A 17,648-nucleotide genomic window follows, 5' to 3' on the forward strand; every position below is an offset into this window, starting at 1 on the left:
AGTGCGATGGCGGGTTATCCACAGGCCTGAGTTATCCACATTCCGATTTCATGTTTAATTCCACTAATGTCTTTTAGATTTTTTCCTTTGTATTTTATTTTCAAGATCGTTTGATGAAACTCGCTGTTTACATGTTTGACCGTATAAGTGGAGGACCAGTTTTGACTCTCGCCTTTAAAAATAATTGTGGAGTTAGAACAACTACATAGGATCAGTATTATAGAAATGAATGCTACAAATTTCTTCAATTCATCTAGCCTCCTATACGGTACAAATAACTTTACACATCCGATTTTCCTGGTATCCATCCTACTTCTTGAGACCACAAATGGGCTCGGTGGAGAATTTCCCAAACGATTGGTCCTTTGCCTTCAACATATTTAGGCCGATCATCTTTATATAAACGCATGAGTTGATGTTTCTCTTTGGAATACTTTTTACAGTCCCCGGGATGAACCCGCAAATAATCTCTAAATAGCAGGGTCATTTGTTCTGAAAAACTCCCATGACGTCTGACATGAATATGGGTCCGTCGTTTACCTGGCATCTCACGAAAGTATTTCTTCGTCTTATCCGGATTATCTTTTCGCCAAACAAACCCTAAGGATTCGATCTTGTGCCGATACAGATCATCGGAGTCAAAATCAACAACAGAAACTTGAATATCCACGATAGGCTTCGCATCCATCCCAATGATGGAAGTGGACCCCACATGATCGATCCGAACCGCAATTTCCCCAAGAGATTTCCTTAATTGCGTGCCCATCTCAAGGAACATGTCTCTCCATTCCGGATCATACGCTGCTATTCTCCATTGATCTTCTTCCATGGTTCGTCTCCTTCAAGACCTCAACCTTCTAGTTTGTGTTACCTCTTCGTAACTTACGAAATAATAGATTTTCGATGGTTTCAGAAACGATAATGATGAATATGATGAGGATCAAAAAGATCATTTTGGTATTTAGATCTTCTTCAATGCTTCTAAAAATGACCACGCCAAAATATACGCTGGCAGGTATGGTTATAATTAGATCAAAATGTCTCGTTACTGGTTTACTGAACATTCCAATAAGAAAGCCAAATAGAACAGCCCCCATATAAAAAAGAAAATGTAGATGTATGCCACCCCAGCCAAAGATCGCTCATATCTTAGGCTGGGTCATTGTTGTTTGAGCTCCTTCCATGATTATACATTTAGACATGAAATTATCAATCATAAATCTGCTCTAGGGTTAAAAGAATTGTGTTATCTTCCCCACTAAAGCAAAAAGCCGTGCGGAGTATCCCTCCACACGGTCCTTCATATCGGATTTATCCCTTGTAAATTATCCTGTAATTTCTTGATAAATGTTTGCGCCGCATGGCTAAGAAACCTGTCAGCGCGATAAATAATACCGATGGTGCGAGTTGGGCCCCTCTTGATCTTGATGGTACGTAACTCGGGATCATTCATAGATAAAATAAGTGGTAAAGGTTGAATTGTCGCGCCAATATTGTTCACCGCCAGATTCTTTGTCGGCAAAAGATCAGGATTTCGCCATCGGAGTTGGCGGCGCCTCTCCGTACAATCCGTTTGCCAATCCGATCAAACAACGGCGTCCCTACTTCATTTTCCAATGAACGTATCTGCTGACTGAGTGTCGGTTGCGACATGCCTAATTTCTCCGCCGCTTTGGTAAAATGCAGTTCCTCGCATACAGCAACAAAGTATTCTAATTGCCTAAGATCCATAGTTGCCCCATCTCTAAACAATCATTCGTTTTTCTTATTATTTTAATAGAAATCATTATATTGATCAATCAAATTATATATTTTAAACTTAGCAAATATGAAAAACATCATATACAAAAACCTAAATCCGTGATACAGACGAACCCCCCAATCCAATATCACTACAATTTTTTTGTGAAAGGTAATATGCATCCCTCCCACGTAAGCGCAACAAATCGGCCGACTCGAATAATCCCAAGTAAGCATAGAGGATATCAGGGTGGATGATGATCACGGATTTAGGAAGAAAGTAAGGAGAGTAAGGAGAGAAAAAATGAAACGTTCAACACTTTTAGTAATAGCCCTATTTTTGGCATCTTTAAACTTGAGGCCGGTGATTTCCTCAGTTTCGCCGCTTTTAGAGACCATTCGGAACGATCTCGGAATGAGCGCATCCTCTGCCAGTCTTCTCACCTCTATACCGGTTCTATGTATGGGACTCTTCTCCCCGATAGCTGTTAAGTTGGGGCTTCGACATGGCATCGAACGGATCTTATCGATAGCTCTATTGCTCGTGGGAGGAGCTACCTTGGTCCGTTGGTTTACGCCTTCTTATACATTCCTGCTAATTACAGCACTCATCGCTGGTATCGGTATTGCATCTGCTGGTCCGCTTTTGTCTGGATTCGTTAAACGTTATTTTCCCAACCAGGTCGGCTCCATGATCGGCGTCTATTCCGTAGCAATGGTGATTGGAGCAGCCCTAAGCGCAGGACTATCCGTTCCCTTCCAAAATGCTTTTAATGGCTCTTGGCGATCCGCATTAGGTTTTTGGGCAATCCTTGCCGCTATTGCTTTGCCAGCCTGGTGGTTATTTGTAGTAAGACACGCAGATCGAAATGGAGAAATAGTAGAGCATGGCTTTTGACCCTATTTTTCGGAATGATGGCTATCGCGTTCTACTCCGTTACCGCATGGCTTGCACCAGCCGTCTCAAATATGGGGTACAGTAAGGTTTATGCTGGTAACATGCTTACACTTTCTACATTGGTTCAAATTCCGGCAACATTTTTGATTCCGATGTTGATGCATCGTTTTTCCAATCGACTTCTATGGATGATTGCCTGCGCTTTGTCTAATTTAGCCGGGATACTACTTATCATCTTTTCTAGTTCACCATGGCTTGCTGCGATCCTGCTCGGCATCGGCAACGGCGGTCTCTTCCCTATCGCGTTGATGTTACCGATTGAAGAAACCTCGAACGCACAAGATGCAAGCTCTTGGTCCGCCATGACACAATCGGTGGGATATGTAATTGGGGCGCTTGGACCGATTTTGGTTGGATGGATTCAAGATATGACAAGCAGCTTTGTTTTCGCCTTCGTCGGACTTGCCGCTGTCACCGTAGCGATGATTATCGTGCAGCTTTTCATCGGATCCAAAAAGGAGTCAGACCGAGAAGTGCTGGTCGCAACCCCGGCAAGTAGTAGACATAAAAAAGTTCGAAGCTCAGCGGCGATCGCTTCCCGATATTCTGTGGCGGGGAGAGGTCGCCGAGTTTTTTCTGATAACGTTCGAGATTGGAATTTTCAGATTTAGTCTCTACCAATTCCTTATATATCCTATTTTTTTTAGAATCATATAACTATTGGGATTTAGGTTTTCTACCGGTTCTTCAAGTGAGAAATATTTTAATTCGAGTCCTTCATCATCATTTATAGTTGGTATTCCTTGCACCTTAATCGCCTCAAATACAGCTATGGCATTGTAAACTTCATCCCCATGAGGGTATTTATAGTAGAAATCTTTTCCGGATAGATTAGTTATAAAAAGTAATTCTTCAGCTCTCAATCCTGCTTCTTCAAAAAGCTCACGTCTTGCCGCTTCTTCGAAGGATTCTCCGAGTTCCAGCGAGCCACCGATAGTTCCCCAGTCATAACTATCCGTCCTCTTCTGAAGTAATACATGTCCTTCAGCGTTCTTAACTATAACTGTCACGCCAACCAGAATGATTGGTCTTGTGCCAACCAACTTTCGGAGCTCCATGATATATCCCACTTAAGATCCTCCTAGTCTTGTCTTTATCGGTCCTTTCTATCACATAAAACTACAGATGTGCCTTCATTTATTTTTCCTTTCGCTGGTTTCAGATAACGTTTTTGTATTCACGACGTCCCACCGTCTTAAGGCACCATCACCATGCCGGATGCGTGAATACGGTGTTATATGAAGTCTCTGACTTCCTCGATTGGTCAGCTATATTCGGTTCTTAATAATCCCATTATTATTAATGATTCATAGTGGCTTTCCTTCTTTATACATTCACGCAAAGTGCCTTCCACCTTAAATCCAAGCGATTGATATACATGAAAGGCTCTCTGATTCCCTTCCTTCACATCTAGCCAGACTCTGTGGGCTTTCAATTGATTAAACAAATAATCTAATATCCATTTCATGACTTTCTTACCGTAACCTTGGTTCCTCACACTCAAATTGATTCGAACGATCTCATAACAACGATTCGGATTTTTCATCCCTTGAATGATTACATAACCTATTTTTCTTCTATTTGTATCCTCTACAATCAGATGTAGAGAATCATCGTGTTTTTTTACCGTCTGGTCCGAAATATGCAGTTCCGCCGCGATCTCTTTGTTGGTCAAACCCGACGCCACCCAGTTCAAAATTTCGCGCTCCCGGTTGGTCAGCGTCTCATGATGCTCCGGGCTTTTGGCCGCCAACGGAAATTCGCGCAAAATTTGCGTGGCTAATTCCCGGCTAAGCGGCGCCTCGTCGCTCATGATCGCGTGCAAATATTCGATCCAGGTCGAAGGGGACAAGTTTTTAAGCAAATACCCCTGCGCCCCTTGCTTCAACGCTTCGAACAAATGCGACGCATCGTCCGAAACGGTAATGATCACGATTTTGACGTACGGAAACCGCAGCTTGATCTGCCTCGTCGCTTCAAGCCCTCCGATTCCCTGCATCTGGATGTCCATCAGAATGAGATCCGGCATCAGGGATTCGGTCATCGAACGGCCTCCTCCCCGCTTGTGGCCAGTCCCACCACCTCGAACGAAGCATCCCCGGATAAAATCTCGTTTACCGCCTCGCGGGCATGCGCGGAGTCGTCGGCGATCAAAACGCGATACGTGCTCATGATGTTTCAGCTCCCTTTCTGATCTCGACCCGGCTCCCCTTGGAAAGCGGGATAAAATCGACCTGCCATCTCAGCTCCTGCGCCCGTTCCTTCATGATCCGCAGCCCGTACCGGTCTTTCATTTGAAAAGGGTCCAGGATCGTTCCCCTGCCGTTATCGTCGATACGCACCACCCAAGCCTCCGCATCCCCGCTGCCGGTCACCTTCACCAGATCCGCGTGGGCATGTTTGCGGACATTGAGCAGCGCTTCGCGGATGCGGGCGAGCAGCTCCACTTTTTTCCTTGGCGGTAAAAACCGGGTCGGGGATGTCCCATTGGATCGAAGGATGGATGAACGTTTCCTTGGCCGTATGCTCGATCCGCGATTTCATGGAATCCTCGATCTCCTGTTCGTCGGCATTCGCCTGAAAACGCAAGTTCGCGATCGCTTGTCTAACGTAACGGTTCACCTCATGCACCAGCTTGCGCATTTCCTTGAACTCGGTTTGCGCCGCAAGCCCATGCTGCCGCGCTTCCGCCCGGTCCATTTTGACGGACAACAGAAACAGCGACTGGGCGATGCCGTCATGCAGTTCCCGTGCCAAAAGATCCCTCGCGGCCAACGCCGCATTTTCCGCAAGTTCCTTGTTCAGCTCCTCCTGAACCTGCTCCAGCCGGTGAAACAGCTGGCTGAGCAGCGTCATGCTGATCAGAAAGACGATGACCGGAGTCAAAAAATTCCCCGCCTCCATCGACAAATACGGCATCAACAGCGTATGGCGCACATATTCCCACAGCCCGACCGTCAGCGTCGGAACGATCAAAATCATCCATTTGATTTGCGTATAAGACATAAGGCCCTCCCGAAGAGGCTTTTTCAACATATTGTAGCATGAAGCCGGGAAAAATGCCTGACCCCTCTGGGCCATGCCATGTATGTTCGCCTCCTCTCCGTCGCATACTATCTACGAACTTTGGGAACGGGTCATGGACACCATTACATATAGGGGTTGAAGCCATGCAAATTTACATGCGGAGGATGCTGCTGACGGCCTGTGCCGCCGTCTTGGCGACCGGAATTCTCGCTCCGGCGGCCGCGGCCCCTTCCGGAAATAAAGGGCGGGAATATTACGAACAACGCGGGGATGTCGTCTGGGAAATACCGAACAGGGAGAAAGTGATCGCCTTTACCTTTGACGATGGGCCGGATCCGGAGGAAACCGGGCAGATTCTCGATTTGCTGAAGCAATACGATGCCAAAGCCACTTTTTTTGTCGTCGGCAAGCAGGTGGAGAAACATCCCGAGCTGGTGCGGCGCGAAGTGGCCGAAGGGCATGAGCTCGGAAACCATACGTACGACCATGCTTATTTCAACCGCGGCAGCTCCGCGGAAACGATCGCAAGCCAACTGCTCCGCACGCAGGAGGCCATCTTCAAAGCGACGGGAAAAAAATCGTATCTGTTCCGCCCTCCCGGCGGTTACTATAGCGACCGGATGATCGAAACCTGCAAAAAAAACGGGTATTTGGTGGTCATGTGGTCCTGGCATCAGGATACGTGGGACTGGAACCGCCCGGGCGTCAAAAAAATCGTCAACAAAGTGCTCGGCAACGCCCGCAACGGCGACATCGTGCTCATGCATGACCACGTCGAAGGCAGGTCGCAAACGGTGGACGCGTTAAAGGAAATTTTGCCTGAGCTGAAAAAACGGGGTTACCGTTTCGTGACGGTCTCGGAGCTGGCGCAGTACAACATTCCTTGAGATAACCCGGCGGGTTGGGAGCAAGGGAACGCAAACATAACAAACGAAGGACATGGCATTTTGCCAGCATTGTTGCTGCCTGCCATGTCCTTTTTTGCCTGAAAAGCAATCACGGTTTGGACCAGTCGAGAGGCACTCGGATCGTTGTCGGCGGTTTCGGTTCATACCCTGGCTTGTAGTCGTACATAGTCATGTTGATCTGCGTCAGCGAGCCGCTTTCGAGTTTGGGGAATTTCATTTGAAAATCGAACCGCTCTTTGGAGATTCTTACCGGCTGGCCAATGCTGTGATGTTCCTTATCATTCGAATCGGTAAGAATCAATGTCGGTCTTTGATTTTCGGCATCGCTTGCTTCGTAGGTAAGGATCGTTCCTTCATCCTTATAATCCACGCGGGTAACGGTGACCCTCCCGCCGTTTCTGCCCTTCAACACGACCGGAAAAGCGTCATTCAAAGGCGCTTGTTCCTCGCGTCGAATGAAATTTTCAGCTTTTTCGGATGGATCGTCGAACAACACTTCCACATATTTGGGATGCGGATTGATGGCGGAGGGCGGGCTGAAATTGCCGATTATTTCATAGTCTCCTCCGAAGCCCCCGCTTGTGGCAAAATCGGTTTGAAGATCGTCCCTCAGCCTGTAAAAAATTTCGTGTTCCCTGTATTCGCTGGTACGGATGGCGATCTGCGTCGAGACCGGCGTGAACGTAATGCGTTCGATCGTTCTTGTCCTGCCGTTCGTCTCCACGGTTTGATACGGGAAAAAGATTTTGGTATCCGGACTCGTTTTCGAGACGGACAAAGGAACGGTCACGGACCAATCGCCCTTGACTTGGCCGATCTGCGTGATATTCATGTACAGCTTATGGCCGTCGAGATATTGATAAGCATCGATAAGCGTGCTTCCGATAAAAGCATGATCGTTCAACTTCGTAAATTTGTGCGTGCTCGATGCCGTCGGCTCTGCCCCGTCAAATTTCAGATCATAGTGTACGGCAACATCTTTTTCGCCGATGATTTTCTTTTTGTCCAAATACTCTACGTCGTAATTTAATACGATTTGAACCCCGTCATAAAAAACCTCATCCATCGTAAACCGGATATTGCGGTCGATGACCGATGTATTGAGATGCACGCCGAGGCCTTCTTTTTCGATCTTCGACAACCCTTGTTCCTCAACCCCCCCGTCGGCCAGCAGCATCTTCATGAACGGAAATCGGGACAAAGCCGCCCTGACTTCCGGCGAGGAAAATAAGACGGCTCCCCCAAGCAATATCAACACGAGGAACGTCGCGGCTGCGGCCCGCCACCTGTTCCGGATTTGCTGCTTCCTCCGACTAGTTTCCGCGGCCGATAAATAACGGTCCCATACGTCTTCAAAAGGCGCAACGGGTTGATGTTCCTCCCATTTTCTAAGAATGCTCCCGGCATGCTCCCGCATGATTTGGTCCTGCTCGGTTACGTTTGGTTCAGCATGTACCGGATCACGTTTCGCGCTCATTGCATCTCCTCCTCGCATCGAACCTCGTGCCGCCGCAAAGTCTGGCTGCGCCTTAATTGTTTTAGCGCTTCATGAAGCCAGGATTTGCATGTCCCTTCAGGAATGTGGAGTGCTTCAGCCACCTCGGGCAGCGACAGCTCCGCATAATAATGCAAAATGATCACTTCTTTTCTTTTGGCCGAAAGCCTGTTCACCGATTCCCAAAGTTCCCGCTCGCTTTCGCTTTTCATCATCGATTCCTCCACCAGGAATTCGTCACCGATGTCGGGCGGGTCCGCTTGAAAGAAAAGCCATCTCTGCTTGCGCATGGCGCTTTTGGCTAAGTTTACGGCGATGCGGCACAACCACGGTCTGAGCGGTCTGTATGGATCGTATTGGTCGAATTTTTGAAATGCCCGCAAAAACGTTTCCTGCATGATATCGTCGGCCATCGGACTTGAACGGGTCAACATCAACGCGATCCCGTACACATAAGGCGAGTGTTTGTTATATAAGGACCTGGCTTGTTCTTCGGATATGTTCTGAAGTCCCAACATCGCTTCCCCCTTGTCTCGTTACCTTCTATACGCTTTGAAATGCCTAACCGTTCGGTCCAAGCTGCAAAAAAATGCTGCAGACCGGCGCGATCTTATATTAAAGTTGTGAAAAATATCGTTTTACGGAAGAAGCTACATATAATAAATATAGAGGGGCTTCAGGTGTAAAAAGATGAGACATTCCAATTGGGGAGGTACATGTTATGAATTCCGATTTACGTTATCCTATCGGGGAATTTGCCCCGTCCGAGACGATCAGTCCCGCCGAACGCAGCTATTGGATCGACCAGCTTCGGGCGCTTCCGGGCCAGGTCAGGGATGCCGTGGCCGGGCTTGCGGATGAGCAGCTGGATACGCCTTATCGCCCGGGAGGCTGGACCGTTCGCCAGGTGGTGCATCATTTGGCCGACAGCCACATGAACGCGATGCTGCGGATCAAGCTGGCGCTTACCGAAGATGCGCCGACGGTTAAACCGTACGAGGAAAATCTTTGGGCCGAACTAGTGGATTCCACCGCTCCGGCGCCGGAGGTTTCGCTTAGAATATTGGAGGGCGTTCACGCCCGCATGGTCCTCATTCTCAAAAACATGAAGGAAGACGATTGGCAGCGCTCGTACATACACCCGGTGAACGGTAGCACGACGCTGGACCGCCATCTCGGCTTGTATGCCTGGCATGGACGCCATCATCTCGCCCACATCACCTCGCTGATCCGCAGAATGGATTGGTAATGTTTTCATTTTTGCCTTGAGCGGTTAACATAGGATAAAGCGACAAATACTAACAAAAACCGTTCCATAGGCGAGGGATGCGACTTCATGAAAAACATTGCACTTATTTTTGGCAGGGATATCCGAAATATCGTCACCAACTGGGCGGCATTGGTCATCATTCTTGGATTGGCCATGCTGCCGTCTTTGTATGCATGGTTTAACATTAAAGCCTCGTGGGATCCTTACGGCAACACCGGCGATATCGCCATCGCCGTCGCGAACAACGACAAAGGCACCACCCTCAGGGGCAAACCCATCAACCTTGGCAACGAGGTCATCTCCTCCTTGAAAGACAACCACAAGCTGGGCTGGCGTTTCGTCAGCGAAGCCGATGCCATAAGGGGCGTCAAACACGGGGACTATTATGCGAGCATCATCATTCCCGACAACTTTTCGGCGACGATCGCCACCGTTCTCTCCGATCAACCCACCAAAGCCGAAATTCTATATTACGTCAACGAAAAAATAAACGCCGTATCCCCGAAAATTGCCACCTCGGGAGCCAGCGGCATCATTCAGGAAGTCAGCAAAAACTTCGTCCAAACGGCCAACGGCACCATTTTTAAAATATTTAACGAGCTCGGCATCGAGCTGCAGGAGCAGCTGCCGACCATCGAAAGGGTACGGACGTTGATTTTCAGGCTGGAAAAAGATTTTCCGGAGATCAACCGCGTCGTGAATACCGCCATGAATGACGCGAAAACCACCGACAAACTCGTCAAAAAGGCCCAAAGCAGTCTCCCTGTCGTGACCGAAATCGCGGAAAAAGGGCAGCGCTTTGCGTCCGGTTTGGACACTTTTTTGACCGAAGCATCGGGGGCCGCCAAAGACATCGCTCCGAACGTCAAACAAGACCTGCTTTTGCTGCAGCAAACCGCCATTTCGACGCAGCAGCTGGCCTCCGCCCTGAAGGATCCGAACGTGGACCCGTCGGTCGTAACGGGCATGCTGGACCATGCAGCTTCCAGGCTCGAGATCGGGCTCAAGGTGCAGTCCCGGCTCATCGAGTGGTTTAATGAGCTGAACAAGGTGACCGGCAACAAACTCGGTTTCGTCAGCTCGCGGCTAAAACAGGTGCAGGATAAAATGAAGGAGCAGCAGACGCTCGTCAGCAGCATCAGCAGCGCCGTGAAAAAAGGCGAAAAACCCGCTTCCGATCTGGTCGACCGGCTGGGCAAGGTGTCCGGGGACGCCTCGGAGCTGCTCGGCAACATCCTGGACAGATACGACAGCGAAATCCAGCCGGCCATTCTCGGCGGGGTGAACCAGGCGCGGCAAACGGCGGAAAAAACCCGCGACACGCTCAGCGACGCGCTGAAAAGCGTGCCTGACGTGAAAAAGATTTTAAGCGACGCATCCAAAGGCCTGGCGATCGGCACCCAAGGTCTGGCCCAGATCAAAAAGGAATTGCCGACGGTCGAAAAAAAGATTACCGAGCTGGCCATCAAAATGAGGGAATTCGAAAGCAAAGGCAATCTGCAGGAGGTCATCGGCCTCCTCAAAAACAATTTCCAGCTGGAAAGCCAGGTTTTTGCCGAACCGGTCGTCCTGAAGGAAAACAAACTGTACCCGATTCCGAATTACGGATCGGCGATGTCCCCGTTTTTCAGCACCCTTGCGCTATGGGTCGGAGCTACGCTGCTTGTTTCCCTCGTGACGACGGAAGTGCACGGGGATCATCCCTACCGAAACTATGAAGTGTATTTTGGCCGGTTTTTGACCTTCCTGACGATCGCGCTGCTGCAATCCGTACTGGTCACGGCCGGCGATATGTACATCCTCGGAACCTACGTCGTGGACAAACCGTGGTTTATCGTGTTTGGCATGGTGAACAGCGCCGTGTTTATGCTCATGGTTTATACGCTGGTATCCGTATTCGGCAACGTGGGCAAAGCGCTGGCGATCGTCCTGCTCGTGCTACAGCTTGCCGGTTCCGGCGGCACCTTTCCGATTCAGACGACCCCGGCTTTTTTCCGGGCCATCCATCCCTTCCTGCCGTTTACGTACGGCATCAGCATGATGCGCGAAGCGGTCGGCGGAATCATTTGGCCCATTGTGCGGAACGACCTGCTGATCATGTGCATTTATGCCGCCGTCACGCTGGTGGTCGGCCTGGCGCTGAAAGGCATCATTAACCAGCTCTCGGCCGGACTCGTCAAAAAAGCCAAGGAGAGCAAGCTGATTCATTAACGCCCGTACGCCGCTCCAACCCGCGTGGCAAACGTCACGGCAGCTTCCCGTGCCAGAAAAAGCCCTGTCCGAAAGCGATATGAATCGCTTGCGGAACAGGGCCTTTTTCATGGGAATGAACGAAACAAAATGCCTGGTCAGCTTCTACGGTATTTCTTCGTTCGCTCATCCTCGATTACGCCGCTCCAGTTCAACCCGAAGGCAAAGTCATATACGTGATTCTCCGAATCGACATGGCATTCCATGTCGTGCGCGACATCTTCCAGCTGCTCTTCGACGGTGCGCATATGGGCGGGCATTTGCATCGGCAGCAGCCCGGACGGCTCCGCTGCTCCCGTCAATATATCCATCATCGCCTGATCCTGAACGCCGAAGTTCGCCAGAATGGCATCCACTTCGGCTTCAAACTCCGAAACGACCGTGGGATTGCTCAACAGCATCGAGACGATGACGGGTTTGCCTTTCATTTTTTCTTTCGTCTCCAGCACCATGTTTAAATCCGTCGTATTGTGCGGAATGACGGTTTTTCCTTTATAAGAACGGTTTCGCGGTTCATTCCCGTGTTCATCGCCGGCCAGGCTGACTTCCCGGGCATATTCCGCCGTATACGGCTTGTATTGCAGGCTGATCGGCACATAACCGTTCCCGCCCCGCTCCTCGTCCTCTTGGCTGTAGCCTGTGCCGGACTTCGGGGATGCGATAAAGACAAGGCCGAATTCCGCTTCATCCGGTTGATCCGTAACTTCGAAATATTTCGAGACAACCTCCAGGTTGACCGGATAATCATAGCTCTCCGGCGTCGGATGGCCGAACCAGTCTTTTCCCGGCGGGAGAAAACGTTTGGGGATGTAAACTTTGCTTTTCGCGCGAAGCGGGAGCACCCCGTTTTTGTTTTTGAGCATGACGATCGATTTTAGCTGTGCTTCGTAACCTTCCCGCATAAATTCGGGGTTCCCGACCAGCTTGGCGCTTTCCTGTGGATCGAGGTACGGATTTTCAAACAAGCCGAGGCGGAACATATTTTTCAGCAGCCGGACGGCCGATTGCTCGAAGCGTTCCCGCATATAGGCTTCGCCGTGTTCTCGAACCCCGATCTTGTAAGCCTCCAACACCGGCTCGATCTCATTGTTGCCGCCGAATTGGTCAACGCCCGCCATCAGCAGCTTGTAATGGCGCTCGGCCACGGTCAAATCCTCCACGCCCCATGGTTTTCCGCTCAGAAAAGAATCCTTGGGACCGGAGACGTCGGCCGTGATCATCCAGTCCGTGCATACGACGCCGTCATACCCGTATTTCCCGCGCAGCAAATCCTTAATCAGGTACGAGTTATAGGAGTTGCCGACATTTTCGCCGTTTACGGTGTCCTGGCCGAAGGAGATCGTGTAATACGGCATGACGGCCGACGCCTTCCCTGTTTTGCCGTCCAGCTTGAATGCCCCGTCAACAAAAGGCACCAGATGTTCGTCAAAGTTGTTGCCCGGATACACCGCATACTTCCCGCAGCTGTAGTGGGCGTCCCTTCCGGCTTCGCCCGATCCGCCTCCCGGCCAATGCTTCACCATCGCATTGACGCTGTCATAACCCCAACCGTCCGCGATTTCCCGTTCGCCTTCGGAAGTCTGGAAGCCGTCGACATAAGCCCGGGCCAGATCGGCGGCGAGCTTCGAATCTTCGCCGAACGTGCCGTTAAACCGGAACCAGCGCGGCTCTGTAGCAATGTCGATTTGCGGAGACAGGGCGGTTGCCAGCCCTAACGCGCGATATTCCCGGGAAGCGATCATCCCGAACTTCTTCGTGATCTCGGGATCAAAAGTAGCTGCTAGGCCGAGCGTCTCGGGCCACATGGAGATATGGCCGCCCGCACCCGCGTTGAATTCGGAGCTTGAATCCGAAGCGTGGCGGGGATCGGAGCTGTTGTTCACCGGAATGCCAAGCCCGGTGCCTTCGGCAAACGCCTGGATTTTATTGTTCCAGCGTGCCGCAACTTCCGGACTTTCCACCGTGGTTACGAGCACATGCCGCACATGGTCCTTGGTCAAAAATGCGATCTGCTCATCGGTCAGTTCCCAAGGCTTCGCTCCGCTCTCTTCATACGTTTTCCCGCTGTACGTGCCTGCAAACCAGCCGGTACTGAGGGCGGGGATCGACTGATGACGGCTGTACAGCATCAGACCGGCAATCTGCTCGACCGTCATTTTCGAGGCCAGATCTTTCGCCCGCTCCTCCGGCGACAGCCGCCAGTCCTCGTATTTGTCCAGCTTGCCGTCACGGCTTAAATCCTTGAAGAACAAGCCGTCCTGCTCGATGATGCCCACGCCCGATTCCTCGCTGTAGCCCAGCGTGGGGCCGCCGGGATTTTTTACGTATCGAACGGTTTCTACTGTCTTATTGATCGTGTCTGAAGTATGGTTTCTCATGTTCGCTCTCCCCGATTCTCTTTGTTTTTATCCGAGTGTTACGTTCAGTTTATGTTGCCTGCCGCAAGGTTGATGCCCGCCGTTTCTGCTCCGTTCTCCGTGGCTACGGGTTCGCCTACTTCCGGCAGCGGCTTGATGGAGATCATGCCGATTGCCGTGAATATGGCAAGAACGAGGTAGAAGAACGTCCAGCCGCCAATTCCAATCGACGTGCCTGCGCTTAACAGAAGCGGCGCAATCGCCGGAACGATCGATTGCGGCAAGGCGTTTGCCACGTTCATGATGCCGAAGTCCTTCGCCGAATCTTCTTTGCGCGGCAGAATGCGCGCCACCAAAGCCATATCGACGGCGGAGAAACAGCCGAAGCCGAGGCCAAGCACTGCCGATGCGACGACATAAGCCGTGTAATGCGGAACAAACGCGAATACCAGAACGGCAATCACCATAATGAATGCAGACAAATACAAGAACGGTTTTTGCTTGCGGAATTTATCCGACAACATCCCGCCGAAGATACTGGTCAGCGCCATGGCAATCGTGGAAATAATGTTCACGGTAGCCATGGTGTCGCCTGCGCTTCCGTGTAACCCATCCGGTTGACGAGCATCACCGTGAGGTAAAGGCTGCTGCAGTATCCCATCATCATCAGAAATTTCGAAGCGACCGCCCAGGAAAACACCGGGAATCGCCGCAGGCTAGGGTAAATTTTGCTCAGCTTTTCGCCGAGCGGCACGGCCGTGTTATGCTCGCGGATAATTTCCACTTTTCCTTCTGAAAAACATTTTGCAGAAGCTTCATCTGGAAAACCGGGTTCAACTGACGCGTTATGCGATCGAAAAAGGGCTTGTCGGAAGAAAGCCGGGTTTGTTCACGAAACTGTGGAAGGAATGACGGTTCTGGATGAACCTGGGTCTGCGGCAGCATGAAGCTCAGAAGCCGAAAGCGGGCACGAACCAGGAAGGCGAAGGACGCGGGCGGCAGGCGCCCAATCGATAGATCCGAAGTTTTAGCGGGAATGCAAAAAGTCCGGCGACCGAATGACGGTTTGCCGACTTTTTTGCGGTTCGGACGGGGCACAGACGGTTATCCGATGATGATCTGGCCCTCCGGGTAGTTGTACAAATCCTTTTTGCGCTCGCGGGACAACGCGTAAATCAGCGTCAGCGGACCGAGACGCCCGAAAAACATCAGGCAGATGATTGGCGGGTTTTTCGCGGAGAATCGATGAGGTGATTGATATGAGCACGAAATCATTGAAGATGATGGCGGTCGATTTTGGCGCAAGCAGCGGCAGGGCGGTCATCGGACATTTTGACGGCGAAAGGATCTCCGTTCAGGAGGTCCACCGCTTCGACAACGAGCCCGTGCAGCTCGGCGACAGGCTTCATTGGGATTTTCTGCGATTGTTCCATGAGCTGAAGCGGGGGATGACCAAAGCAAAACTGCAGCTTGGACGCACGCCCGCTTCCATCGCCGTGGATACGTGGGGCGTCGATTACGGTCTGGTCGATCCCAAGGGACGTTTGGTAAGCAACCCGTATCATTACCGCGACCTTCGTACCGAGAAGCCTATGAGGGAAGCCTTGAAGCGCATCCCCGAAAAAGAGCTGTACGCCCGAACCGGGATCCAATCCTCCAGCATCAATACCGTGTATCAGCTGTTTGCGGACGAAGAGCTGCGGCTTGCGCAAAACGACCGCGGCTTGCGGATGCTGTTTATGCCCGACTTGTTCCATTACTACCTGTCCGGCACGATGGCAAGCGAATACACCATCGCCAGCACAAGCGGCATGCTTGACGCCGCCCGACGGGACTGGAGCGCGGACGTACTGGACGGCCTTTCGATCCCGTCGTCGCTGCTGAATCCGATCATCATGCCGGGAACGCCCGTCGGAACGGTCCGACAGGACATTGGCGCCGAGCTGTCGCTCGAGGCGATGCCGGTCATTGCGGCCGCGGGCCATGACACGGCCGCAGCCGTTACTTCCGTTCCGGCCGGGGATGCCCCGTATGCTTTTATCAGCAGCGGCACCTGGTCGCTTATGGGAATCGAGCTGGCGGAGCCGATATTGACCGAACGCAGCAGGCAGCTGCTGTTCAGCAATGAAGGCGGTACGGAAGGCAACATCCGCATGCTCAAAAACATCATGGGGTTATGGCTGCTGCAGGAATGCCGCCGGACGTGGGCGCTCGAAGGGACGGAGCTTAGCTTTGCCGAGCTGACGGAAATGGCGCAGCACGCCCCGCGCAACGGCAGTTACGTCGATGCGGGGGACGCCGTTTTCCTGCCGCCGGGGAACATGCCGCAGCGGATTCGGGAATACTGCCGCTCCACGGGGCAGGCCGTGCCGGAGTCACGACCCGAAATCGTGAGATGCATTCTGGAGAGCCTTGCCTTTAAATACAGGCAGACGCTGGACGAAATCGAAGAATTGACCGGCAAACGCATCGAGCAAATCCACATGGTCGGGGGCGGCATCCAGAACAGGCTTCTCTGCCGGCTGACTGCTAACGTTACCGGCAGAACCGTCGTCGCGGGACCGGTGGAAGCCACCTCCATCGGAAACCTCATGATGCAGGCCAAAGCTCACGGAGAAGTCGGCGGCTTGGCGGACATCCGCGAGGTGGTGCGCCGGTCCTTCCCGCCGGAAATTTATATGCCTGAAGACGCCGCGGAATGGGAAGAGCGTTACCGCGGATACGAGCAGCGGCTGATGCTTCAAAAAACGGAAGACTCATGAACCGTTCCGCCCCGCGGATCGGTTGAATCATCGGATAGGAGAGTGCATGGAGAGATGACGTTATCACTGGAACAACAAGTACGCGAAGAGCTGTCGCTTTACGCCCGCAAGATCGTCGCCAAAGGGCTGGTCGTAGGGCCCGGAGGCAACATCAGCGCCAAGGCCGGCGATCTGATGCTGCTATCCCCCAGCGGTTTTGCATTGGAAGATATCGAACCGCATCAATGGATCCGCGTAGAGATCGGGCCCGGCAAGGTGCTCGACACGGAATTCAGGCCCTCGTCGGAAGTGCTGATGCACCTGTATGCTTACCGCGAAAATCCGGATATTCAGGCCATCGTGCATACGCATCCCGCCTACTGCATCGCGCTGACGCTGGTAGCTAAGGAACTGCCGATGCTGTTCCCGGACCAGGCCGCGCTCGTCGGCGAAGTCGCGTTCGTGCCGTACGTGCTGCCGACGACGGATTTATTGGCGGATGCGGTTGCCGCGAAAGTCGGGCAATACAACTCGATTTTGCTGGAAAACCACGGTTTGGTCACGACAGGGAAAAACCTGCGCGAGGCTTACTACCGCACCGAAGTGGTGGAGGAAAGCGCGAAAATCTATCTTGCCGCCAAAGCCGCCGGCACGCCGAAAGTGCTCACGGACGAGGAATACAAGGAAATTCAGTCGCTCGAGAGCGAGGCTTACCGCGTACAGCTGCTGCAGAAGCTGAAATAACGTTTAAAACGGTTGGAGATCGCTCTCTCATGTTGTTCTCTGGACCATGACAAAATAAACTTCTTACTTTCCGGATCTTGTTCTGCTTGTAGTACATAATTTAAACATGAATTCGGAATGTAGCCTAGCCAAAATCTGAGAGATTCACGTTGTGACAA

15 protein-coding genes and 3 pseudogenes are annotated in these 17,648 nt (G+C 51.5%); 6 read left to right on the plus strand and 12 right to left on the minus strand.

Going from position 1 to position 17,648, the window contains the following annotated elements; all coding sequences use genetic code 11:
• Positions 1-280: 280 nt before the first annotated feature.
• The 3 genes and pseudogenes from RW092_RS18755 to RW092_RS18765 form a co-directional block, all read right to left on the minus strand.
• Positions 281-829 (minus strand): GrpB family protein, encoded by a 549-nt coding sequence (locus RW092_RS18755; RefSeq protein WP_085279809.1) that lies wholly within the window; start codon positions 827-829, stop codon positions 281-283.
• 471 nt (positions 830-1,300) lie between these two features.
• A complete protein-coding gene (locus RW092_RS18760; RefSeq protein WP_316010959.1) occupies positions 1,301-1,501 on the minus strand; it encodes a type 2 periplasmic-binding domain-containing protein in 201 nt (66 codons plus the stop codon).
• Positions 1,502-1,563: 62 nt separating this feature from the next.
• A pseudogene (locus RW092_RS18765) lies at positions 1,564-1,731 on the minus strand (LysR family transcriptional regulator); the annotation flags it as partial.
• A gap of 424 nt (positions 1,732-2,155) precedes the next feature.
• Here RW092_RS18765 and RW092_RS23865 point away from each other — a divergent pair.
• A pseudogene (locus tag RW092_RS23865) lies at positions 2,156-3,309 on the plus strand (MFS transporter).
• A gap of 3 nt (positions 3,310-3,312) precedes the next feature.
• On the opposite strand, the gene RW092_RS18780 reads toward RW092_RS23865, so the two are convergent.
• The 4 genes and pseudogenes from RW092_RS18780 to RW092_RS18795 form a co-directional block, all read right to left on the minus strand.
• Positions 3,313-3,768, minus strand: coding sequence for an NUDIX hydrolase (locus RW092_RS18780; RefSeq protein WP_316010962.1), 456 nt, complete (start codon positions 3,766-3,768; stop codon positions 3,313-3,315).
• A 194-nt stretch (positions 3,769-3,962) separates the two neighbouring features.
• A pseudogene (locus RW092_RS18785) lies at positions 3,963-4,870 on the minus strand (GNAT family N-acetyltransferase).
• A complete protein-coding gene (locus RW092_RS18790; protein WP_316010963.1) occupies positions 4,867-5,040 on the minus strand; it encodes an ATP-binding protein in 174 nt (57 codons plus the stop codon). The pseudogene RW092_RS18785 and the gene RW092_RS18790 overlap by 4 nt, the downstream one beginning before the upstream one ends.
• The gene (locus tag RW092_RS18795; RefSeq protein ID WP_316010964.1) at positions 5,024-5,704 is read right to left on the minus strand and encodes a histidine kinase; all 681 of its coding nucleotides are present in this window, start codon (positions 5,702-5,704) and stop codon (positions 5,024-5,026) included. Before RW092_RS18795 ends, RW092_RS18790 begins: the two co-directional genes overlap by 17 nt.
• 164 nt (positions 5,705-5,868) lie before the next feature.
• Between RW092_RS18795 and RW092_RS18800 the strand changes: the two genes are divergently transcribed.
• Positions 5,869-6,612, plus strand: coding sequence for a polysaccharide deacetylase family protein (locus tag RW092_RS18800; protein WP_156124578.1), 744 nt, complete (start codon positions 5,869-5,871; stop codon positions 6,610-6,612).
• 109 nt (positions 6,613-6,721) lie between these two features.
• On the opposite strand, the gene RW092_RS18805 is transcribed toward RW092_RS18800, so the two are convergent.
• Positions 6,722-8,110, minus strand: coding sequence for a DUF4179 domain-containing protein (locus RW092_RS18805; RefSeq protein WP_316010965.1), 1,389 nt, complete (start codon positions 8,108-8,110; stop codon positions 6,722-6,724).
• Positions 8,107-8,646, minus strand: a complete 540-nt coding sequence (locus RW092_RS18810) for an RNA polymerase sigma factor (RefSeq protein WP_316010966.1) — start codon at positions 8,644-8,646, stop codon at positions 8,107-8,109. The genes RW092_RS18805 and RW092_RS18810 overlap by 4 nt, the downstream gene beginning before the upstream one ends.
• Positions 8,647-8,849: 203 nt before the next feature.
• Here RW092_RS18810 and RW092_RS18815 point away from each other — a divergent pair, with 203 nt between their 5' ends.
• A complete protein-coding gene (locus RW092_RS18815) occupies positions 8,850-9,377 on the plus strand; it encodes a YfiT family bacillithiol transferase (RefSeq protein ID WP_316010967.1) in 528 nt (175 codons plus the stop codon).
• Between the two features lie 87 nt (positions 9,378-9,464).
• Positions 9,465-11,609 carry a YhgE/Pip family protein gene (locus RW092_RS18820; protein ID WP_316010968.1) on the plus strand — a complete coding sequence of 715 codons (2,145 nt, stop codon included), beginning with the start codon at positions 9,465-9,467 and terminating at the stop codon, positions 11,607-11,609.
• Between the two features lie 137 nt (positions 11,610-11,746).
• Here RW092_RS18820 and RW092_RS18825 read toward each other — a convergent pair whose 3' ends face one another.
• The 3 genes from RW092_RS18825 to RW092_RS18835 are packed head-to-tail and all read right to left on the minus strand — an operon-like array spanning position 11,747 to position 14,759.
• Positions 11,747-14,026: a glycoside hydrolase family 3 protein gene (locus RW092_RS18825; protein WP_316010969.1), complete on the minus strand. Its 2,280-nt coding sequence runs from the start codon at positions 14,024-14,026 to the stop codon at positions 11,747-11,749.
• Positions 14,027-14,070: 44 nt separating this feature from the next.
• Positions 14,071-14,589 (minus strand): MFS transporter, encoded by a 519-nt coding sequence (locus RW092_RS18830; protein WP_246537087.1) that lies wholly within the window; start codon positions 14,587-14,589, stop codon positions 14,071-14,073.
• Entirely contained in the window at positions 14,577-14,759 is a 183-nt protein-coding gene (locus RW092_RS18835) for a hypothetical protein (RefSeq protein ID WP_316010970.1), read from the minus strand. The genes RW092_RS18830 and RW092_RS18835 overlap by 13 nt, the downstream gene beginning before the upstream one ends.
• Before the next feature lie 505 nt (positions 14,760-15,264).
• Between RW092_RS18835 and RW092_RS18845 the strand changes: the two genes are divergently transcribed.
• Positions 15,265-16,767 carry a rhamnulokinase gene (locus RW092_RS18845; RefSeq protein WP_212947917.1) on the plus strand — a complete coding sequence of 501 codons (1,503 nt, stop codon included), beginning with the start codon at positions 15,265-15,267 and terminating at the stop codon, positions 16,765-16,767.
• 54 nt (positions 16,768-16,821) lie between these two features.
• On the plus strand, positions 16,822-17,490 hold the full coding sequence (locus RW092_RS18850; RefSeq protein WP_316010971.1) for a class II aldolase/adducin family protein: 669 nt from the start codon (positions 16,822-16,824) through the stop codon (positions 17,488-17,490).
• The last annotated feature ends 158 nt before the right edge of the window (positions 17,491-17,648 follow it).

The organism is Paenibacillus sp. 3LSP (assembly GCF_032465655.1).
Lineage (GTDB): Bacteria > Bacillota > Bacilli > Paenibacillales > Paenibacillaceae > Fontibacillus > Fontibacillus barengoltzii.